The following is a 21,763-nucleotide window of genomic DNA, read 5'->3' as shown; positions in this document are numbered from 1 at the left end:
GTTGCCATGTCACTGAATACTCGTCCTAGAAAGGCGTTAGATTGGCTTACACCATTAGAGAAATTTGCTCAGCTTGTTGATTATCATATGGCTTTTGAAACTGTCGCACCTCATGTTTGAATTCGCCGTGTTATCAGAAGCATATCGAGCTTGATAAACGTCATTGATGCTATTTCTTTTAAGCTCACGATAGATCGTACTAGGATGTCTTTTAATGAGTTCAGCAAATTTTCTGGCTGAAAAGCCTTCTTTTCTTGACTCAAGCATTAATGCAGTACGATCTTCAAAGTTAAGATGATGGTATGACAATTTTATATACTCCATAAACCCTTTAAATTAATTAGGTGGTTTATGTCGCACTTCAAGTTTTACTCTGCCGAGAGATATATTGAGGTAATGGAAGAGGGTCATTATAGGTGGGAAATAAATTTATGTAAGTGCTGTTGTTGAATATTTGGAAATGGGGATTATTCGCTGATAGAGCAAAGATATCTCCTGATTTTAAAGCCCAATGATTTCTATATTCTTCTAATCCTTCAAATTTTAAATATTCTTTAATTGTGTTTAAATAAAAATCAAAATCCTTATTTTTTTGTTTCCAAGTTTCCTTAGTATCTTCATCTGTGTATGTGATATCTTCTCTAGTTTGAATATTTATAGAATGTAATTTATTAAATTCAACAACTATATTTTGTTCTTCAGAATAATATGTAATGTTTAAAATTTTACCTAATGAAATTTCTTTTTCAAAACGCTCCATAGTAACTAGAGCAGGGTATTTTTTGAGTAAATCTAATTTTTCTTGGGTTAATGTTTTATATAAAATACGAATATCTTCATCTGTATATTCTAGGAAACGACTCGAATGAAAATTAATTTGATATATTTCATCATTCTGAGTAATTTGATGTTCATTGCTAACTTGTAATATATTGAAAAAACTCATTTATAAAGATAATCCTTGAAATTATAAAAACCCCGCACTAAGCGAGGTTTTTATCTCATGAAAATAACTAATTAGTCAATTATCAACCAATCAATTTCTTCATTAATTCATTGACTTGTGCAGGGTTGGCTTTACCTTTTGCAGCTTTCATTACTTGACCCACAAGACCGTTAAAGGCTTTCTCTTTACCAGACTTATATTCCTCAACCATCTTCTCGTTGGCAGCAAGCACTTCCTTAATAATCGCTTCAATTGCGCCTGTATCAGTTTCCTGTTTCAAGCCTTTTTCCGCAATAATTTCGTCCGCAGATTTGCCTTCGTCCCACATAAAGCCGAATACTTGCTTCGCGATTTTACCGTTAATCGTGTTATCCACAATACGCGCGATCATACCGCCAAGTTTTTCCGCAGATACAGGAGAATCCGCCAAATCTAAGCCTGCTTTGTTTAGCGCCCCTGAGAATTCGCCCATCACCCAGTTTGCAGACACTTTACCTTGTGCAGCGCCGCCAGCAGCAGCGACAACTTCTTCGTAAAACTCTGACATTTCACGTGTAAGCGTTAAAACGTGTGCATCGTACTCAGTCACACCAAAGTCCGCCACGAAACGTGCACGGCGTGCAGCAGGAAGCTCAGGCATGGTTGCTTTAATGGCTTCGATTTGCTCATCAGCAATCACCACAGGCAACAAGTCTGGGTCAGGGAAGTAGCGGTAATCGTTCGCTTCTTCTTTAGAACGCATTGAACGCGTTTCCATCTTTACAGGGTCGAACAGACGCGTTTCCTGATCAATGGTGCCATCCCAGTCCAGAATTTCCATTTGACGTTCAATTTCAACATTGATCGCTTGTTCAATGAAACGGAATGAGTTCAGGTTTTTCAATTCACAACGTGTACCAAACGGTTGACCCGGACGACGTAAAGATACATTACAGTCACAGCGGAACGAACCCTCCGCCATGTTACCGTCAGAAATACCTAACCAGCGCACTAAAGTGTGAATTGCCTTGATATAAGCAACCGCTTCTTCAACCGAACGCATATCCGGTTCAGAAACGATTTCAAGCAGCGGCGTACCAGCACGGTTCAAGTCGATGCCTGACATACCTTCGAACTGATCATGAATCGATTTACCCGCATCTTCTTCGAGATGCGCACGGGTTACGCCAATGCGTTTAACCGTGCCATCTTCAAGCTGGATGTCGATATGACCCAAGCCCACAATCGGGTTGTCCATCTGGCTGATCTGGTAGCCTTTTGGAGAGTCCGGATAGAAGTAGTTTTTACGCGCAAATACAGACGCCTGATCGATGTAAGCATCGATGCCCAAACCAAAGCGAATCGCAAGATCAACCACTTCTTTGTTTAATACCGGTAATACGCCCGGCATAGCCAAATCAACCAGGCTGGCTTGCGTGTTTGGATCATTACCGAAAACAGTCGATGAACCTGAAAAAATTTTGGTATTGGTGGCAAGCTGAGTGTGAATCTCGATACCAATAACGACTTCCCAACCATCAATCAGGTTGGATTTTGGTTTAGCCGATTTTTGAGCTTGAGCCATTATGCGTTCTCCTCAGCAATTGCAGCGCGTTTTGTATGCCAATCGGTGGCCTGTTGATACTGGTGTACCACAGACAACAATTGAGATTCTGACCAGTAATTACCAATCAGCTGTAAGCCAACTGGCAAGTTATTTTGGTCAAAACCGACAGGCGCGTTAATCGCAGGAAGACCTGCCAGATTTACCGCAAGCGTATAAATATCGCCCAGGTACATTTCAACTGGCGTTAAATCTGCACCAATTTTATAGGCAGTCGTTGGCGCAGAAGGTGCTGCAATGACATCGACCGATTCAAATGCTTTAAGGAAATCTTGCTGGATCAGGCGACGTACTTTCTGTGCTTTTACATAGTAAGCATCGTAATAACCTGCAGACAGGGCATACGTACCAATCAGGATACGGCGTTGCACTTCTGCACCAAAACCTTCTGAACGTGAACGCTTGTACAGGTCCATCAGGTCCACAGGATTTTCTGCGCGATAGCCATAACGTACGCCATCAAAACGTGATAGGTTCGAAGAAGCTTCGGCAGGTGCGATCAGGTAATAAGTCGGAACATAGCTTTCAGTCATGTTGAGGTCGATCTCAACAAGCGTAGCGCCCATCTCTTCTAACTTTTTAAGTGATTCTTCGACACGTGCTTTTACGTCTGCATCCAGACCTTCCACATTGAAATATTGCTTTGGAATACCAATACGCAAACCTTTTACTGAGGTAGCGTTCAGATTTGCCACATAGTCATCAACGTCTTTGTCCATTGAGGTTGAATCCTTGGCATCATGACCTGCCATCACATTCATCAGGTAAGCACAGTCTTCCGCCGAACGCGCCATCGGACCGCCTTGATCCAGTGATGAGGCATAAGCAATCATACCGAAACGCGATACACGGCCATAGGTCGGTTTAAGGCCGGTGAGGCCACAGAATGACGCAGGTTGGCGAATAGAACCACCGGTATCAGTACCAGTTGCAAATGGTGCTAAATCCGCTGCCACAGCTGCTGCAGAGCCACCAGAAGAGCCGCCAGGGACATGACCCAGGTTCCAAGGGTTAGCCGTTGCGCCGCAATATGAGTTCTCAGAGGTTGAACCCATCGCGAATTCGTCCATGTTCACTTTACCTAAAGTGACCAGGCCCGCAGCTTTGCCTTTCGCTACTACGGTTGCATCGTAAGGAGAGATAAAATTGTCCAGCATTTTTGAACCGGCAGTGGTCTTGATGCCTTGGGTACAGAAAATGTCTTTGTGGGCAACTGGCACACCAGTCAGGGCAGAGGCATTGCCAGCTTTGATTGCAGCATCGGCAGCATCAGCTTCAGCTAATGCCTGTTCAGCAGTTACCGTCACATAAGCCTTGACCTGTACATCAATTTTTGCGATGCGCTTTAAGTAGTGTTCAGTCAATTCGCGAGATGAAAACTGGGCATTTGCCAGACCTTCACTAAGTTCACGAATGGATAAGCGATGTAAATCTGTCATGAGAAATAATTCTTTACGTTTAATTTAATAAAAAGAATGAACTGGGTAGTAATTACTCAATCACGCGCGGTACGAGGTACAAGCCATCCTGAACAGCTGGTGCAACTGCTTGGTATTGCTCACGATGATTGGTTTCGGTAACCACATCATCACGTAGCGGCTGAGGGTGGTCGAAAGGGCTTTTCAGGGGTTCAATACCGTCGGTATTGATGCCTTTCAGGGTTTCCATCATGCCTAAAATTTTATTTAAACTTTGAGCATATTCAGCAGATTGCGTATCATTGAGAGATAACCTTGCAAGGTTGGCAATAGCTGAAACTGTTTCTGCACTTAAATCTGCAGAATGCTGTGCATCCGATGTAGACATAATATTACCTAATCAGTATTAAAAAAATTCAAATTATCATGCGTTATGATAAGCGATTGACTTGTCCAAATCATCACATTTAGTTAAAGTGGCGACCTTGCGTCCATATAAAGTTTAACTGAGAACGTCCCCGTGATTCTAAAACGACTAATAGGCTTGTTTTCGCCCGATCTTGCCATTGATTTAGGTACAGCAAATACACTTATTTATGCGCCAGGACGAGGCATTATATTAAATGAACCAACGGTTGTAGCCATCCGTCATAGTGGTTCACATAAAATTGTTGCGGCAGTCGGTCTTGAAGCGAAGCAAATGCTAGGTCGTACCCCAGCCAATATCTCAGCGATCCGTCCGATGAAAGATGGTGTGATTGCGGATTTTGAAGTCACTGAGACCATGCTGAATCAGTTTATTCGCAAAGTACATGAAAACCGTTTATTTACTCCGGCACCGCGTGTGGTGGTTTGCGTGCCATGTAAATCGACTCTGGTTGAGCGCCGTGCCATTCGTGAAGCCGTGTTTAATGCGGGCGCACGTGATGTACGTTTAATCGAAGAGCCAATGGCAGCAGCGATTGGTGCAGGGATGCCAGTCGAGCAGGCTTGTGGTTCGATGGTGGTTGATGTGGGCGGTGGTACTACTGAAATTGCGATTATCTCGCTGCAAGGTTGTGTTTATGCAGATTCTTTACGTATCGGCGGTGATGTCTTTGATGAGCAGATCATTAACTATGTGCGTAAAGCGCATGGCTGTGTGATCGGCGAAACCACGGCTGAAGTAATCAAAAAAGAAGTGGGTATGGCGTTGCCAGATGAAGGTGCTAAACCGCTTGAAATTGAAGTTCGTGGCCGTAACCTCGCAGAAGGTGTGCCTCGCGCAATCGTGGTTAATTCTGACGAAGTCACCCAAGCGATTTCTGATCCATTACAAAACATCGTGTCTGCGGTGAAATCTGCTTTAGAACATACCCCTCCTGAGCTTTCTTCGGACATCGCTGAACGTGGTATCGTGTTAACTGGTGGTGGTGCATTACTGCGTAACCTGGACAAGCTGCTTGCCAAAGAAACTGGCCTGCCGGTGGTGGTGGCAGAAGATCCACTGTCTTGTGTGACACGTGGTGGCGGCAAGGTACTCGAATTTTTCGACAACCCAAATCATGACATGTTATTCGTAGGCTAAGAAAAGGATCCGGCGGGTGCAAGCACATCTGTTTTCTCGACAACCGCCATCTTTTCGCTCTTTTATCATTGCATTGGTAACATGCTTGGTGGTGCTTTTCTTTGATTGGCGCATGCCGCATGTTGTTCAACCTGCAAGGGATGTCCTGTACGCTGCTTATAATCCTATTTATGCGGTGGCCAGCTATCCGGTATTGTCGCGAGAGTGGTTGAATCAACAAACCAAGTCTGAAGCTCAATTGCGTCGGGAAAATACCGCGATGCAGGCCGAGCTGTTACAGGCACAGGTACGCTTACAAAAAATCTCTGAACTTTCTGCTGAAAATACACGTTTGCGCGGTCTATTGGACACGCCGCTGATCATTGATGGGCGTATTGAAATTGCCGAAGTGATTGGTACCGATGCCGATCCATTACGGCATATTATCGTGATCAACCGGGGTTCGAATAACGAGCTGAAAGTCGGGCAAACGGTACTGGATGACAAGGGTATCATGGGGCAGATTATCAATGTCTATCCGCATAGTAGTCGGGTCATGCTGTTGTCTGATAAAGAACATTCACTGTCAGTGCGCCTGGAACATACTGGGATGCGTGCCATTGTCTCGGGTACGGGTGATCTGGGACGTTTAAAAATGGAATATGTACCGACCAGCGCCAATATTAAGGTCGGTGAAAAAGTCTATAGTTCGGGCTTGGGACAACATTTTCCGGCAGGTTATCTGGTGGGGCAGGTATCTAAAGTACAACGGCATAATTCTGGTGAATTTGCCCAGATTGATGTGACGCCTGCGGCTCAACTCGCCGGTGGACATCATGTCGTGGTGTTATTTTCCGATTCATTAGCGATGGAGCAACCGCATGTCAATCGCTAAGATGAAATCCAGAAAGCATCGTGATCCTTTAATGGCTATCGTCATTTCGGTGATTGTGGCCTCCATTTTAATGGTCTATCCACTTTCCTATAATCTCTCGGGCTGGCGTCCGCTGTTTATGCTGATGATTATGCTTTTCTGGGTGCTGTGCCAGCCGACCTGGTGCGGGATCTGGTTTGCCTTTGGTACCGGTATTTTTATTGATCTGCTGCTGGATGCACCTTTGGGTCTGAATGCGCTGAGCTTTATCATTATTGCCTTTTTAGCCCGCTTTCTAACCCGTGAGCGCCGTATCCTGACCTTTAATAATCTCTGGGTGATTATGGGGCTGGCGATTGTCGCGCATCTGCTAATGATCTTTTTTTCCCAGATTGTGGCTGGCGTGCAATTTTCTTATGCAAGGCACTGGATTCCGATGCTGACCAGTATTCTGGTTTGGCCTGCTATTTATTATGTGCTCAAAAAATGGCGCGTATAATTCTTGCTTCGAGCTCACCCCGGCGCCGCGAGTTGTTACAGCAACTCGGGCTGAGCTTCGATATTTACAGCCCAGAAATTGACGAATCGGTACAAGCAGGCGAGTCGGTCGCAGCCTATGTTGAACGTCTGGCACGAGCCAAAGCAGATGCCGTGGCTGAGTATTATCCAGATGCCATCATCATTGCTGCGGATACCAGTCTGGGGGTGGATCAGGAGATTCTGGGTAAGCCTGAATCCAAACAACATGCGATTGAAATGTGGACAAAAATCTCCGGTCGGTGGCATGATGTCTATAGCGGTGTCTGTGTTCGTACAAAGCATGAAAAATACAGTATAGTGGTACGCACACAGGTCGAATTTCAAATCCTGAGCGCCGCAGATATGGAAAGTTACTGGGCGACAGGTGAGCCACTGGGTAAAGCCGGGGCTTATGCGATTCAAGGAATTGCAGCACGTTATATTCCAAAAATACAGGGCAGTTATTCCAATGTGGTGGGCTTGCCCTTATATGAAACAGTACAGTTATTACAGACGGTTAAGGCACTAAATTAACTGCTGAAAAAGAATTCTTATAATGTTTTGAGTGTATTTATGTCTGACGAGTTGTTGATTAACGTCACGCCGATGGAATGTCGGGTCGCGTTGATTGAAAACGGCACGGTCAATGAACTGTTTGTCGAGCGTACGGCCAAGCGTGGTCTGGTAGGGAATGTCTATAAAGGAAAAGTGGTGCGGGTCTTGCCCGGCATGCAGGCTGCTTTCGTAGATATCGGACTCTCTCGCACTGCGTTTTTACATATCAATGATATGGTCTGGCCACGCAATCAACCCACGCCTAATGTTTTTGAGCTGCTTCAACCGGGACAAGTCCTCACGGTTCAGGTGATGAAGGATATGCTCGGCACCAAGGGTGCGCGGCTATCTACCGATCTCTCTATTCCTTCGCGTTATTTAGTGTTGATGCCATATGGCAATCATATTGGTGTATCGCAACGGATTGAATCCGAGGAAGAGCGCAATCGCTTGCGTTCCATCATTGAGCGGATTCAGGCAGAACATAAGCTGCCGGGTTCAGTGATTGTTCGTACTGCGGCAGAAGGCATTGAAGAAGAAGCCATCGCACAGGATATGGCTTATCTGGCCAAGCTTTGGGAATACATCCAGCGCAAGCAAAAGATTATTGCAGTGCCGTCCTTGATCTTTGAAGAATTGCCTTTACCGCAGCGGGTGATTCGTGATCTGGCCAATGAAGAAACTGCCAAAATTTACGTAGATTCACGTGAAATTCATGCCAAGTTGCAGGAATTTGTCGAAGAATTTGTTCCGAACATGAAAGACCGTTTGCTGCATTATCCGGGTGAACGGCCAATTTTTGACTTGTATAATGTCGAAGAAGACCTGCAAAAGGCATTGCAAACTCGTGTCGCATTGAAGTCCGGCGGCTATCTGATGATTGACCAGACGGAAGCCATGGCCACAATTGATGTCAATACCGGTTCTTATGTTGGTGGACGTTCGCTGGAAGATACGGTTTTTAAAACCAATATGGAAGCGACGGATGTTATCGCGCGTCAGTTACGGCTGCGTAATCTGGGCGGCATTATTATCATCGACTTCATTGATATGCAGGAAGCGCAGCATCGTGAAGAAGTGATGAAACAGTTTGAGCGCATGTTAGAACGTGACCACGCCAAGACCAAGATTACTCAGGTATCAGAACTGGGCTTGGTGGAAATGACCCGGAAACGCACCCGTGAGTCGCTGGAACATCTGCTGTGCGAGTCTTGTCCGACCTGTCAAGGACGCGGTTATGTCAAAACAGCCGAGTCAGTATGTTACGAAATATTCAGGGAGATTCTGCGTTATGCTCGTGCTTATGAGTCACAGAGTGGCTTTACTGTCGTTGCGCATCCGGCTGTTATTGATCGTCTATTAACAGCAGAAGCGCCTGCAGTCGCTGATCTAGAACATTTCATTAATCGCGTGATTAAGTTCCAAGTAGAAAATCTGTATACGCAAGAGCAATACGATATCATTCTCAGCTGAAATTGTAACAGAATATCGTTAAACACTTGTTACATCTGAAATTTTACAATCGGGCCTTTATTTACAATACTAGATACATGAATTAGCCAAAGCCGTTTCTCCCAGTTTCAGGCTTAGCAAAAGGAGTGTGTGATGAGTATGAGTAAAGCAGTAATCCATAAAGGCCTAAAACACGTATTAGAACCAAAGACTGTACATGCGGGATATATCGTCGATGAGCGCGGTAATGAAGTTCAGATTACCGCGAGCATGATCCGTAATGTCTGCCATCAATTATTACAACAGTGCCGTACCATTAAAAGCTGATTGCATTTGTGCATTGTTTCTAACTTATCAAAAAGTGATTTGGATAGACGTTTAAATAGAGAAGTCATCCAAAATTTCTAAAATAATTTAAAAAGATTTCCAAAAATAAAGAAAAGGGACCAGATCGGTCCCTTTATTCTGTGCTCTAAGACTGGCAAAAATGATCAGCATCTTTGGCAGTCCATCTATCTTATTTATTCATCCGCGGCTAGCTTACCGCCCGTAACTTTGGGACAGGTTCGCCATCTACAATAAGTTCAAAACGTTGAATTTCTTCTTCCAGATGTGTCAGCAAGTTCTGCATTTTCGGCAGGGCATTACGACATGCAGTTAAGCCGACTTCCAGTTTGTCTAGATAGCTGGTCATGGTGATATTCAAGGCCTGACCATCCAGTACGATAGAAGCCGGATAAAGTGCTTCAAGACGTGCACCATTCCAGTAAAGGGGCTCTTGTGGTCCAGGTACATTGGAAATAATCACGTTAAATGCCTGACGTGTCGGCATTAAACCGGATGCAATATTCAGACCTGCGGCACCATAGACAAAGGCGCTATAGTTCAAGATTTGATTGGCATTCATACGTTTAAAGCGCTCTTTGGCACTCAGTACACTACGGCGTACGATCTTGAGACGTTCCAGCGGATCTTCTTTATGTGTGCCCAGATTGGCCAGAATCATGGTAATACGGTTGGATATATCTGAATCGTCACTACGAACCGAAGCTGGAACCATGGCGATTAACGGTTTTTTCGGTAAGGCATTTTGCGATAATAAATATTCACGTAATGCACCTGAACAAATGGCCAGTACGATATCATTAATGGTCACGCCCAACGCTTTGGAAATATGACGTAAACGTGAAAATTCGAAAGACTGTGCGGCAAAGCGACGTGAAGCACTGACGCGTTGATTCAGAATACTGCTTGGTGCCTGGAAGCTGGACACATAATCGGGATTACGTCCCATATCCTTCATGACAGTTTGCGACAGTTCATAAGCAACTCGTGGCGCACATTCCAGTTGCCCCTTAATGGTCTGCAGGACATTTTTAAACCTGTTAACTTTAGGTGCTTTAAGGCGTTTGGCACGTGGCCCTTCCACACACCATGGCGGTACAATACTCTTGGCATGGGGGTCAAATGAAAGTGATTTTTCGACCAGACGCATGCCAGCGATTCCATCCACCATGGCATGGTGAATCTTGAAGTACATGGCAAAACGGTTGCCTTCAATGCCTTCAATAATATGACAGGTCCATAAAGGTTTAGCGCGGTCAATCAGTGCGCTGTGTTCTTGGGAAATATAAGTCAGCAGCTCGCGGATACGCCCAGGTTTCGGTAAGGCAATATGACGAAAATGATGATCTAAATCAAACTCTTCATCTTCATCCCAAAATAAACCGTTTAAATAGTTATTAAATGGAGGAATCGGTGAGGATTTGGAATTGCGAATATCAGTCACCAGATCCCGGATAAAAGAGGCTGGTGCATTGTCAGGAATTTGAAACAAAAATAACCCGCCTACATGCATAGGCTGCTGCCGTTTCTCTAAAGACAAAAAAATAAAGTCAATCGGATGTAATGGACGCATAGCGTAGATTGCCTCACTGCATTTTCTTCAGCTGCTCATGTATAAGCAACCTTGTTAGAATTATTGGTATCACATTACAAAGTATAGCGATTTTGTCGCATAAAGGTACTGATTTTTCTGTAGCCGATTGGTTCACAAAAAAACCACCCGACGAACGGATGGTTTTTTAAGATTATTTTTTCAAGTTCCCGGCATGCAAGCCACATTCTTTATGGGTGGCTTCTTCCCACCACCAGCGTCCTTCACGTTCATGCTGATTTGGCAGCACAGGACGGGTACAAGGTTCACAGCCAATGGAGATAAAACCTTTTTCATGTAGTGGGTTGTATGGAATTTCCATCATTCGGATATAATTCCACACATCTGCACTAGACCAGTTGGCAAGGGGATTATATTTAATCAGCTGTTTGCCTGGACCAGAAAAACCTTCATCAGATTGAACCACCGGAATGTCATTCCGTGTTCCCGGGCTTTGGTCTTTACGCTGACCGGTAATCCAGCCATCTAAAGTTGCCAGTTTTTTGCGTAAAGGTTGCACCTTGCGGATTCCGCAACATTCCTGATGGCCGTCACGGTAAAAACTGAACAAACCTTTTTCAGTCGTCAGTTGTTGAATCTCCTCTGTTTCCGGGAAGCAGATTTCGATATCAATATTATAGTGCTGACGAACCTTTTCAATAAATTGATAAGTCTCAGCATGCAGACGCCCTGTATCCAGGCTAAATACCCGGAAAGGTTTACCTAAATTGGATGCCATATCAATCAGTACGACATCTTCTGCACCGGAAAATGAAATGGCAATTTCGCCTTCCTGGTCGAGAGCAAGCGCTAAAATTTCACTTGGTGATTTATCTGCATATTCAGATGCGAGCGCATCTACCATAGCAATAGTGGGGATTTTGGTCATATGAGTCCTGGCGACATAGGCTTGGAAATGACGTGGCCTATATGAATTTATTTCAGATTTATTCTATTTTAATAGAAATGCCCAAAGCTACTTATCACTAAAAAATAAATACTTATGAAAAAAACAGATTTAAAAAAGAACAGTGCAAAATCTTTTTCTTCAGCTATGATAGGGCAAAATTTTTTCAATACAACTGAGGGGATGCTTCATGGAAGTCGTATGTCTAGATCTAGAGGGCGTTTTGGTTCCAGAAATCTGGATCAATTTTGCTAAAAAAACAGGTATTAAAGAGCTCGAAGCAACGACACGTGATATTCCTGACTATGATGTGTTGATGACCCAGCGTTTGAATATTTTAAAACAGCATGGTTTGGGTCTAAATGATATCCAGGCTGTGATTGCGGATATGGGGCCATTTGAAGGCGCCAAGGAATTTGTAGAATGGGTAAGTACTCATTTTCAGCTGATTATTCTGTCTGACACTTTCTATGAATTTGCTCATCCTTTAATGAAGCAACTAGGCTGGCCAACGATTTTCTGTCATAAGCTGGAAACTGATGAAGAGGGCATGATCACTGCTTATAAACTTCGCCAGCCAGATCAGAAGCGTCAGGCAGTGAAAGCATTACACGGTCTGAATTTCCGTGTGATTGCAGCCGGTGATTCATATAACGATACGACAATGCTGGGTGAAGCAGATCATGGCTTCCTGTTCGACGCACCAGAGAATGTGATTGCAGAATTCCCGCAATTCCCGCCAATTTATGGTTATGACGCATTGAAAGAAGCAATCCGTAATGCATCGGTACGTAATATTCCAGCTTAATTTTTAAGTTTGAAATTAAAAAAAGGCACCAAAGGGTGCCTTTTTTTATTAGAGTAAAACTCTTTATTGCTTAGAAACGGTAGCCGATTTTTAGGCCATAACCCATGGCATGGTTGTCTTCAAAATCACCTACAATAGTACCGCCAGTTTGTGCTTGGGCATCGCCTAACCAGAAATATTTTACGCCAGCCTGAATAAAGTAATTCTCAGCAGGGCTATATTGAGCACCTAAGCCTACATTCCAGTAACCTTCAGTTGGACCTAAAGTCGTTACAGGGTTGCCTGCACCTGAGTCATAACCTACAGAAGCTGAACCTGACCATTTATTATTGAATTTGCGACCTACACCGACTGTTGCTGACCATTGATCATTAGAGTAATCGATCAGATTTTGTGCTTTTCCTTTTGCCAAGGCTGAAGCTTGAGCGAGTAAAGATGGTGTTACAGCAAATTGATCCCAATGAACCCAACGAAGATTTGCAAAAGCAATAGTATTTTGAGCGACACCTGATTGCAGATCAATATTTACCGACTGAGGTGTAACCGCCTCTACAGTACTTTCTCTTTCACCTAAAGTCGCCAATAATGGTTTTGCTGGACTTAAAGGATGACCTGCATCAGGAAGTTGTTGTCCTAAAAGAGCTAAATCAGACTGTTCAGAAGATTTTGCTTTATGCTTAATTTCTGAACGATAGGTAACAGAAGCTTTTAATGCAATTTCAGGAATTTGATAAGCAAATCCAGCAAGCCATCCAAAGGCTTCTTCTTGTTTAAGCTGAATGTTATAGCCACTTAATAAAGAATAAGCACCCCCCCGTAATTTAATATCAGCCTCAACAGTTTGCCACACTGGACCAGCATAGAAATTCCAGTTTTCTGTAGGTTGATAACCAATGAGGGCAGTTAAATTATGTGTGTCAACATCAACTGATGTACCTTCTACACCATTACCAAAAGAACCAGCAGTTTCAGCGTATGTTGCATCTGCTCCAAAAGGTTGATCATAGATCAAGCCTAAAGAAATTTTGTCTGTTGCTTGAACTTTAATTGCAGCAGAGGGGAAATAGTAATCTTCCCCCATGTCGTTAATTTTTTCACCTTCAAAAGCAGATACTTTAGATGTCCCTTTCACAGTTGGATCAAGAACAGAAATTCCTGCTTCTGCATAGTTACCAGGTTGTAAAAAAGCCTGAATAGACTGGCCTGAACGGTCTAAACCGGCAGCGAACACGAGAGAAGTAGGCAGGCTAGAAAGAAGAATAGCGATAGAGATTGGCTTAAGCTTCATGGCTCATCCTTGACAATGTTGCATAAATATTAATAAAAGTTGTGGAAAAGTAACACAAATTTAAAAAGAGTAAATGCTCCACTTCGTCCAAGAAATTAACTATGGCGGTTATAAAAAATGATTGCTTAGAGTATTTATACTATATTTTTTTGATTAACTTAATGAAAATAAACAAATAATAATTTTTATCAAAATATATTAAAAACAAAATTTAGGCAAAATTTGATTGGTGATAAAAGCATCGAATAGTATACGGGTGTATAAAAATATAAATGAGACAATAAAAACCACCCGAAGGTGGTTTTTATTAACTAACAGGAATTAGAAGCGATAGCCCATTTTTAAGCCATAACCTAAAGCATGGTTATCTTCAAATTGTGCCACAGAGTTTCCTGTACCAAACATTGATGCAGGTTGAGCTTTAGCATCACCTAACCAGAAGTACTTCACACCACCAGCGATAAAGTAGTTTGCAGCAGGTGAGAATTGTAGACCTAGGCCAACGTTCCAGTAACCTTCAGTTGGACCTAAAGTTGAAACAGGGTTGCCTGCACCTGAATCCCAACCTACAGAGACATTACCTGCCCATTTTTCATTAAATTTACGGCCTACACCTACAGTAGCTGACCATTGATCATCTGTATAACCCACTAAGTCAAAACCATTTGGATTATCTGGGGTTAAGCCTGCGGCACCTAAAGCTTCTGAAACTGTACCAAACTGTTCAGGACGAATTGAAAAATCTTCCCAGTTTACCCAGCGCACATTAGCAAAAGCGACTGTGTCAGCCATGATACCAGTTTGGAAATCAAGGTTTACAGATTGTGGAGTTGTAATTTTGGTAGTAGTGTTTTCGTTATATACCGCACCTGGTCCAGGAACTAAACCAGTTAAAATTAAGCTTGTACCATATTCATTCGTTGCTGCTTCGTGATCAATTTCAGAGCGATACGTTAAAGATGCTTTTAATGCGATTTCAGGAATTTGGTAAGCTAAACCTGCAATCCAGCCTACTGCAGAATCTTTCTTCATATCTGCATTATATTGGCCTAATGCAATAGTAGAACCGTATGCGGTACCACGTAGTTGAACATTCCCTTTAACGGTCTGGTATACCGCACCACCATATAGATTCCAGTTTTCAGTTGGTTGGAAACCTAATAGGAACGTTAAATTTTCGGTTGTAACTTCTACTTCAGTTGCTTCTTGGCCATCATGCAATAAGCCCTGTCCAGCAAATAATGCAGCTGGAAGCCCCAAGCCTGCTAATGCTGGGTTTGCTCCAGCATCACCAACTGAATAGGCTGCATCAGCACCAAAAGGTTGATCGTATAAAAGACCCACTGATAATTTATCAGCTACTTGAAACTTTAATGCTGCACTTGGGAAGTAATAATCTTCGCCCATGTCTGATAGAGAGGTATTCTCAAGACCAGCTAAAGCTGCAGGAATAGCAGCGTTAGGTGTATAACCTGCATTAGCTTTACCAGATACAGATGGATCTAAAACAGAAATACCTGCTTCAAAATAGTTACCAGGTTGTAGGAAGGCTGCAATAGATTGGCCTGAACGATCTAGTGCTGCTGCAAATGCGCCTGTCATAGGTACAGTTGCAAGAATCATTGCAGTAGTTAATGTTTTTAATTTCATTTACGTCTTTCCTTGAGGTACAAATTTATATCTAGCGTTGTTGTTTGCACTTATTGAATTCTTGGAGATTTCGGGTATTTATCCGCAATCATTTGTTACTCCATGTGACAAAAATAGCACAATTAAAATAAGAGTAAATGCTCTAGAAAAAACTAATTAGTCTAAAAAAGCATCAAAATAGAGTTTTTACACCAAAAAATAGCCTCATTTTGAAATAAGTATTTGAAAGTAAAAGAAATAAAATAATGAAGAAAAAATGATTTTTTGTATAAAAAATATTCTAAAAATATGAAGATTAACGCTAATTTTTTGAAGTATAGATCACATTTTGAAAGGATGGTGCGCCCTGCGGGACTCGAACCCACGTCGGTCGCTTAGGAGGCAACTGCTCTATCCAGTTAAGCTAAGGGCGCGAAAAGAAGGCTATTGTACTGTAAAAAATACAAAAAAAAGTTATTGCCGAAGCAATAACTTTTAAGGACTCATAGCTACAGGAGTTGTCTAGGTATTTTTAGGCTTAAGTAACTTAAACAGACCGAACATGACCACAATCCAAAGCGGGATCATCAAAATAGATTCCTGGAATCCTTGCGTCCACATGATGTAAAGAATCGTAAGAATAAAACCAAGAACCAGAATATTGCCCGCCGGAGACCATAGCGCAGGGAAAGAAGTCTTCTGTCCCAGCTTTTTCATGCTCTGAATAAACTTAAGATGGGTCAGGGTAATCATGGCCCAGTTCAATACCAATGCACCGACTACGATGTAAATCAGATGGCTTAAGGCATCTTCAGGCACGAAGTAGTTGAGTAGCACACAGCCGAAAATCAGCACGGCAGAGAACAATACAGCAGGAATTGGCGTACCTTGTTTATTCACTTTCATGAAGACTTTAGGTGCATTTCCTTGCTGAGCCAGACCATAGAGCATACGGCTGTTGGCGTACATGCCACTGTTATACACAGACAATGCTGCTGTCAGGATAATAAAGTTCAGTAAGTGTGCTGCCCAGTCAATGCCAAGCTGGCTGAAAATCATCACGAACGGACTTTTGTCCAGACCACCAAGTTCAAGCTGATTCCAAGGCACGAGTGACAACAGAATCGTCAAAGCACCGACATAGAAAATCAGAATACGGAAAACCACCTGATTAATGGCTTTCGGAATGGTTTTTTCCGGATTTTCAGCTTCTGCAGCCGCCATGCCGATCAGTTCAATACCACCGAAGGCAAACATCAGGAAGGCCAGCATGTAGAATAGACCTTCAAAACCATTCGGGAAGAAACCGCCCGCGGTCCAAAGATTGCTAAAAGATGCGCCTGAAGAAGCATCAGCAGTCAGGATCAGATACAGGCCGAAGACAATCATCGAGATGACCGCAGTCACTTTAATGATGGAAAGCCAGAATTCTGATTCACCGTAGAATTTCACATTGCCGAGGTTGACCAGTGTAATCACGATAAAGAAAAACAGTACCGATGCCCAGGCTGGAATATGCGGCCACCAGTAGTTGATATATTTCGCAACTGCGGTAAGTTCGGTCATGGCTACCAGGATATACAAAATCCAGTAGTTCCAACCCGCAAGGAAACCGGGAAATTTCCCCCAGTATTTATAAGCAAAATGGCTGAATGAACCTGCGACAGGTTCATGAACAATCATCTCACCCAATTGACGCATGATTAAAAATGCAATCAGGCCCCCAATGGCATAGCCTAAAATAATAGAAGGACCCGCAGATTGGATCACCTGTGCGGAACCTAAGAATAAGCCTGTGCCAATTGCACCGCCCATGGCGATCAACTGAATATGACGGTTCTTTAAGCCACGCTGAAGTTGTGAAGACTCGTTATTCAAAGTGTTCAGCCCGACAATGGAAAATGATAAGTGGCTGATTGTAATTGATCAGACTAAAGAAGCCTAGTCCATCCTAAGAATGAAATATTGTTGGAGGAGTAATAAAAAATATTCATATAAATAACTGAAATAAAATATAAATGAATCAATATATTAATTTTATTGAAACTGTTACTGATGAGTTCTCTATTTTCTTGGATAAAATACAAATGCCGTTTTTTTATACTAAGGTCTGGCAGCCAAGCAGTTCTGCTTTCAACATACTATACTTTGAATATAAATATTGAATAACCCGTACGAAAACAAAGATAAGTCAAAGGATGAAATAATTCATGAGTTTTGCCGCCCAAATCAAGATTCCTGCAACCTATATGCGTGGAGGCACCAGTAAAGGTGTTTTCTTTAAGCTAGATGACCTGCCTGCACAGGCACAACAGCCGGGCCGAATTCGTGATCAGCTTTTGCTGCGCGTGATTGGTAGCCCCGATCCATACGGGAAACAGATTGATGGCATGGGTGGCGCCAGTTCCAGTACCAGTAAAACGGTGATCCTGTCAAAAAGCCAACACGCTGATCATGATGTCGATTATTTATTTGGTCAGGTGTCAATTGACCGTCCTTTTGTGGACTGGAGTGGCAACTGTGGCAATCTGACTGCGGCAGTAGGTGCATTCGCTATTTCTAATGGTCTGGTGGAGGCTGAACGTATTCCTGAAAATGGGTTATGCACGGTACGTATCTGGCAGGCCAATATCCAGAAAACCATTATCGCGCATGTGCCGATGCAAAATGGTCAAGTGCAGGAGCTGGGTGATTTCGAACTGGATGGCGTAACCTTTCCTGCGGCCGAAGTGCAGATCGAGTTTCTGGATCCAGCCGATGACGATGCTGAAGGCGGTTCGATGTTTCCAACAGGTAATCTGGTCGATACTTTGGAAGTGCCAAATATTGGCAGCTTTGAAGTGACCATGATTAATGCCGGTATTCCCACGGTATTTTTAAATGCGGGGGATCTAGGCTATAAGGGCACCGAGCTTCAGGATCATATCAATAATGACGTGGCAGCCCTGACAAAATTTGAAACGATTCGTGCCTATGCAGCAAAGCAGATGGGACTGATTCAGGATATTACAGAAGCCGTAACCCGACAACACACGCCAAAAATTGCCTTTGTTGCACCACCGAGTAGCTATACCTCTTCAAGTGGCAAAACCGTCACTGAATCGGATACCGATATTCTGGTTCGGGCCTTGTCTATGGGTAAACTCCATCATGCCATGATGGGCACGGCTGCGGTGGCCATTGGTACGGCAGCTGCTATTCCCGGAACATTGGTGAACCGGGTCGCAGGTGGGGTAGAGCGTGAAGCGGTGCGTTTCGGTCATCCTTCCGGGACTTTGAGAGTGGGTGCACAAGCAAGTTTTGAAAATGGTGAGTGGAAAGTGAAGAAAGCGATTATGAGCCGTAGTGCCCGCGTCTTGATGGAAGGCTGGGTGCGCGTACCAGAAGATGTTCTCGTTTAAAAGTCGTACATACATTTAGCCTGAATAAAACCACCATTTCTGCGGTGGTTTTTTTATTGTTTAAAATCTCTGACTTGCTTATTTGATGTTGAATGGCAAATTTCAGTAGAACAATTCGATTTATGGCTGAAAATTCAAGGCATTTCTAGGTACAATGCCTGATCAGCGTACAGGCATTTATTCGCTTGTCATTTTATTTTTCTGGACTACGTATTCGAGGCGAATGTGTCATCTATCACTGACGTATCAACCCATGCACTCACTCAAGCACAACACCGCATTCAACAGGATTTATTGACCGCTCTGGAAGCCTTTGCTATTCCGGAACCTTTAAGGTCGGCAGTCCATCATGCTGTGATGCTTGGCGGTAAACGAGTACGTCCAGCACTATGCTATGCCACCGCCGCATTAAAACCCAACCAGAATAGCGCTGCAGTGCGCCGTGCAGCGGTTGCGATCGAGTTTATTCACTGCTATTCACTGGCCCATGATGATCTGCCGTGTATGGACAATGATTTGCTACGTCGTGGCCAGCCGACCTGCCATGTAGCTTATGGGGAAGATACAGCGTTGCTGGCAGGTGATATCCTGCAGTCTATGGCTTTTGAAACTTTGAGCAGTCGTCTGTTTGATCAGGGGCCAGCGGTAGAAGCTTCCATTGTACTGAAGCAGATGCAGATTCTGGCAACCGCTTCTTCGAAAATGGTGAATGGTCAGGTTTTAGATTTGCAGTCTGAAGGCAAAAAAATCGATCAGCAAGCACTGGAAAATATTCATCGCAATAAAACCGGTGCTTTGATTAGCGCTGCGATCATGATGGCGGCGGTGACAATCTTTGAAGGCACCGATCTGGCCATTCCTAAATTACGTGAATTTGGACAGGCGATTGGTCTGGCCTTCCAGGTACAGGACGATATTCTGGATATTATTTCCGATACCGAAGTCTTGGGTAAAACCGCAGGTAAAGATGAACAGGTCGAAAAATCGACTTATCCGGCATTGATGGGGCTAGAGCAGGCCAAAGCCTATACCGAGCAATTACATGATCAGGCGATCAATGCCTTGAACCATTTTGAAGGTCAGGCGGAAGAGTTGATGCAAATTACCCGGTTCCTGCTCACGCGAAAAAGCTGATAGGAACATTTTTTTTCTTCTCAGGTATAAGAGCATTCCATAAAAAAGAGGACTTCAAGTCCTCTTTTTTAGTTGCTACAGAATTATTTGCTTTCGTTGTACAGACGTTCAGCTTCTTCAAAACGGTCAGTCACTTCTGCTGTTGGTGCTTTACCCATCAGACTCACCACCACAATTGCCAGCATTGAACAGATAAAGCCAGGAACGATTTCATACAGGCCAGTGTCTGCAAACAGGTTCTTCCAGAAAATAACCACGACTGCACCCACGATCATACCGGCTAAAGCACCATTCAAGGTCATGCGTTTCCAGAGCAATGACAGGATAATCAGCGGACCAAAAGCGGCACCAAAACCTGCCCACGCATAAGCCACCAGCCCCAGCACTTTAGATTCAGGATTACCCGCTATCCAGATCGCCAGTAAGGCAATCAGTAGCACCATCAAACGGCCAACCCAGACCAGTTCTTTTTGTGAGGCATTTTTACGCAGGAAAGATTTATAGAAGTCTTCCGTCAGGGTACTTGAGCAGACCAGTAGCTGACAGCTTAAAGTACTCATTACTGCGGCAAGAATCGCAGCCAGAACTACACCGGCAATCCATGGGTTAAACAGGATTTTGGTCAGTTCCATAAATACGGTTTCAGGATTGGCATTCACCACGCTTGCCAGTTCTGGATGCTGCTCGAAATAAGCAATACCGAAGAAGCCGGCTGCGACTGCACCGCCCAGACACAGAATCATCCAGGTCATGCCAATACGACGTGCATTTGGAATGGATTTGACTGAATCTGCAGCCATGAAGCGCACCAGAATATGCGGCTGGCCAAAGTAACCCAGACCCCAGGCGAGTAGGGAAATAATCGCAACAAAGCTCAGATCACCCAGAATATTCATTGCTTGAGGACGAGCAGCTTCCAGTGCCAAAGTCACCTGGGACATATCTGAAAATGCCATCAATGTCACGATTGGCGTTAGCAACAGGGCGAAGATCATCAGACCCGCCTGAATGGTATCGGTCCAGCTCACAGCCAGGAAGCCACCAATAAACACATAGCTGATGGTGGCAATCGCACTGATCCAGAGCGCAGTGCTGTAAGACATGTCAAACATGCTTTCGAACAGACGCGCACCTGCAACCATGCCGGAAGCACAGTAAATCGCAAAGAAAATCAGAATCACGAAAGCCGAAACAATACGCAGGATTTTTTTCTGGTCGTTAAAACGATTCGAGAAATAATCCGGCAGGGTCAGGGCATTGTGCTGAACTTCGGTATGCACCCTCAGACGGCCAGCAACCAGTAGCCAGTTGAGCCAGGCACCAATAATCAGACCGATGGCAATCCACATCTCAGACAGGCCGGAAAGATAAATCGCACCGGGCAGGCCCATGAGGAGCCAGCCACTCATGTCGGAAGCCCCTGCAGAAAGTGCAGTGACAAAACTCCCTAAACGTCGGCCCCCTAAGATGTAATCGGAAAAGTTGCTTGTCGCGCGATAAGCCATCAGGCCGATCACCACCATTGCGACAATATAGAAAAGAAAAGTAATTAAGGTTGGATTTAGGGAGCTCATACGGTATCCATTTTTAAGTTGGACAGTAGATCGAAACAAGGAATAAGACAGCTGCGAAAAGCTTTAATCCGAAAGCCAGGCAACATCAAATCCAGTAGATTTCAAAAATAAACGCGAAATTTAACCATAAATTCACAATTTTTGCTGAGATTTTCTTGTGCGAATAAAAATAG

Annotated in this window: 19 protein-coding genes, 1 tRNA gene and 2 pseudogenes; 10 read left to right on the top strand and 12 right to left on the bottom strand. The window is 43.7% G+C overall.

Annotated elements, in window-relative coordinates:
• Positions 1 to 120 (top strand): annotated as a pseudogene (locus tag AC1P5O_RS08480) (IS30 family transposase); the annotation flags it as partial.
• Between the two features lie 6 nt (positions 121 to 126).
• Here AC1P5O_RS08480 and AC1P5O_RS08475 read toward each other — a convergent pair.
• The 5 genes and pseudogenes from AC1P5O_RS08475 to gatC form a co-directional block, all read right to left on the bottom strand.
• Positions 127 to 324 (bottom strand): annotated as a pseudogene (locus AC1P5O_RS08475) (helix-turn-helix domain-containing protein); the annotation flags it as partial.
• A 37-nt stretch (positions 325 to 361) separates the two neighbouring features.
• Complete coding sequence (locus tag AC1P5O_RS08470; RefSeq protein WP_228733307.1) at positions 362 to 946, bottom strand: hypothetical protein; 585 nt, start codon at positions 944 to 946, stop codon at positions 362 to 364.
• Positions 947 to 1,028: 82 nt separating this feature from the next.
• On the bottom strand, positions 1,029 to 2,510 hold the full coding sequence (gene gatB, locus AC1P5O_RS08465) for an Asp-tRNA(Asn)/Glu-tRNA(Gln) amidotransferase subunit GatB (protein WP_216985877.1): 1,482 nt from the start codon (positions 2,508 to 2,510) through the stop codon (positions 1,029 to 1,031).
• Positions 2,510 to 3,988 carry an Asp-tRNA(Asn)/Glu-tRNA(Gln) amidotransferase subunit GatA gene (gatA, locus tag AC1P5O_RS08460; RefSeq protein WP_216985878.1) on the bottom strand — a complete coding sequence of 493 codons (1,479 nt, stop codon included), beginning with the start codon at positions 3,986 to 3,988 and terminating at the stop codon, positions 2,510 to 2,512. The genes gatB and gatA overlap by 1 nt, the downstream gene beginning before the upstream one ends.
• A 52-nt stretch (positions 3,989 to 4,040) precedes the next feature.
• Positions 4,041 to 4,355, bottom strand: coding sequence for an Asp-tRNA(Asn)/Glu-tRNA(Gln) amidotransferase subunit GatC (gene gatC / locus AC1P5O_RS08455; RefSeq protein ID WP_005262428.1), 315 nt, complete (start codon positions 4,353 to 4,355; stop codon positions 4,041 to 4,043).
• A gap of 135 nt (positions 4,356 to 4,490) precedes the next feature.
• Between gatC and AC1P5O_RS08450 the strand changes: the two genes are divergently transcribed.
• The 6 genes from AC1P5O_RS08450 to AC1P5O_RS08425 all read left to right on the top strand — a co-directional run bounded on the left by AC1P5O_RS08450 (position 4,491) and on the right by AC1P5O_RS08425 (position 9,240).
• Positions 4,491 to 5,534, top strand: a complete 1,044-nt coding sequence (locus tag AC1P5O_RS08450) for a rod shape-determining protein (RefSeq protein WP_171054299.1) — start codon at positions 4,491 to 4,493, stop codon at positions 5,532 to 5,534.
• A gap of 16 nt (positions 5,535 to 5,550) precedes the next feature.
• The gene (gene mreC / locus AC1P5O_RS08445) at positions 5,551 to 6,408 is read left to right on the top strand and encodes a rod shape-determining protein MreC (RefSeq protein ID WP_004279362.1); all 858 of its coding nucleotides are present in this window, start codon (positions 5,551 to 5,553) and stop codon (positions 6,406 to 6,408) included.
• A complete protein-coding gene (gene mreD, locus AC1P5O_RS08440) occupies positions 6,395 to 6,886 on the top strand; it encodes a rod shape-determining protein MreD (RefSeq protein WP_004279364.1) in 492 nt (163 codons plus the stop codon). Before mreC ends, mreD begins: the two co-directional genes overlap by 14 nt.
• Positions 6,874 to 7,440: a Maf-like protein gene (locus AC1P5O_RS08435; protein WP_085064472.1), complete on the top strand. Its 567-nt coding sequence runs from the start codon at positions 6,874 to 6,876 to the stop codon at positions 7,438 to 7,440. Before mreD ends, AC1P5O_RS08435 begins: the two co-directional genes overlap by 13 nt.
• Before the next feature lie 39 nt (positions 7,441 to 7,479).
• Complete coding sequence (gene rng / locus AC1P5O_RS08430) at positions 7,480 to 8,934, top strand: ribonuclease G (protein ID WP_004646221.1); 1,455 nt, start codon at positions 7,480 to 7,482, stop codon at positions 8,932 to 8,934.
• A gap of 132 nt (positions 8,935 to 9,066) precedes the next feature.
• Positions 9,067 to 9,240, top strand: coding sequence for a PA1571 family protein (locus AC1P5O_RS08425; protein WP_004646222.1), 174 nt, complete (start codon positions 9,067 to 9,069; stop codon positions 9,238 to 9,240).
• A gap of 208 nt (positions 9,241 to 9,448) precedes the next feature.
• On the opposite strand, the gene AC1P5O_RS08420 is transcribed toward AC1P5O_RS08425, so the two are convergent.
• Positions 9,449 to 10,831 (bottom strand): WS/DGAT/MGAT family O-acyltransferase, encoded by a 1,383-nt coding sequence (locus AC1P5O_RS08420; RefSeq protein ID WP_216985881.1) that lies wholly within the window; start codon positions 10,829 to 10,831, stop codon positions 9,449 to 9,451.
• A gap of 172 nt (positions 10,832 to 11,003) precedes the next feature.
• Positions 11,004 to 11,738, bottom strand: coding sequence for a phosphoadenylyl-sulfate reductase (locus AC1P5O_RS08415; RefSeq protein ID WP_004783085.1), 735 nt, complete (start codon positions 11,736 to 11,738; stop codon positions 11,004 to 11,006).
• A gap of 208 nt (positions 11,739 to 11,946) precedes the next feature.
• Here AC1P5O_RS08415 and thrH point away from each other — a divergent pair, with 208 nt between their 5' ends.
• Positions 11,947 to 12,564, top strand: coding sequence for a bifunctional phosphoserine phosphatase/homoserine phosphotransferase ThrH (gene thrH, locus AC1P5O_RS08410; RefSeq protein WP_004783083.1), 618 nt, complete (start codon positions 11,947 to 11,949; stop codon positions 12,562 to 12,564).
• 70 nt (positions 12,565 to 12,634) lie between these two features.
• On the opposite strand, the gene AC1P5O_RS08405 is transcribed toward thrH, so the two are convergent.
• The 4 genes from AC1P5O_RS08405 to AC1P5O_RS08390 form a co-directional block, all read right to left on the bottom strand.
• Positions 12,635 to 13,852, bottom strand: coding sequence for an OmpP1/FadL family transporter (locus tag AC1P5O_RS08405; protein WP_004783082.1), 1,218 nt, complete (start codon positions 13,850 to 13,852; stop codon positions 12,635 to 12,637).
• Between the two features lie 321 nt (positions 13,853 to 14,173).
• Positions 14,174 to 15,502 (bottom strand): OmpP1/FadL family transporter, encoded by a 1,329-nt coding sequence (locus tag AC1P5O_RS08400; protein ID WP_004783080.1) that lies wholly within the window; start codon positions 15,500 to 15,502, stop codon positions 14,174 to 14,176.
• A gap of 337 nt (positions 15,503 to 15,839) precedes the next feature.
• Positions 15,840 to 15,915, bottom strand: a tRNA-Arg gene (locus tag AC1P5O_RS08395).
• 88 nt (positions 15,916 to 16,003) lie between these two features.
• Positions 16,004 to 17,359 carry an amino acid permease gene (locus AC1P5O_RS08390; RefSeq protein ID WP_035342426.1) on the bottom strand — a complete coding sequence of 452 codons (1,356 nt, stop codon included), beginning with the start codon at positions 17,357 to 17,359 and terminating at the stop codon, positions 16,004 to 16,006.
• A gap of 332 nt (positions 17,360 to 17,691) precedes the next feature.
• On the opposite strand from AC1P5O_RS08390, the gene prpF reads away from it, so the two are divergent.
• Entirely contained in the window at positions 17,692 to 18,882 is a 1,191-nt protein-coding gene (gene prpF, locus AC1P5O_RS08385; RefSeq protein WP_005104691.1) for a 2-methylaconitate cis-trans isomerase PrpF, read from the top strand.
• Between the two features lie 225 nt (positions 18,883 to 19,107).
• A complete protein-coding gene (locus tag AC1P5O_RS08380; protein ID WP_005104690.1) occupies positions 19,108 to 20,016 on the top strand; it encodes a polyprenyl synthetase family protein in 909 nt (302 codons plus the stop codon).
• Between the two features lie 83 nt (positions 20,017 to 20,099).
• Here the strand turns inward: AC1P5O_RS08380 and putP are convergent, their stop codons facing one another.
• Positions 20,100 to 21,590: a sodium/proline symporter PutP gene (gene putP / locus AC1P5O_RS08375; protein WP_005104689.1), complete on the bottom strand. Its 1,491-nt coding sequence runs from the start codon at positions 21,588 to 21,590 to the stop codon at positions 20,100 to 20,102.
• Between the last annotated feature and the right edge of the window lie 173 nt (positions 21,591 to 21,763).

The sequence above is a fragment of the Prolinoborus fasciculus genome, assembly GCF_056724605.1.
This window is presented reverse-complemented; position numbering and strand designations above follow the sequence as displayed.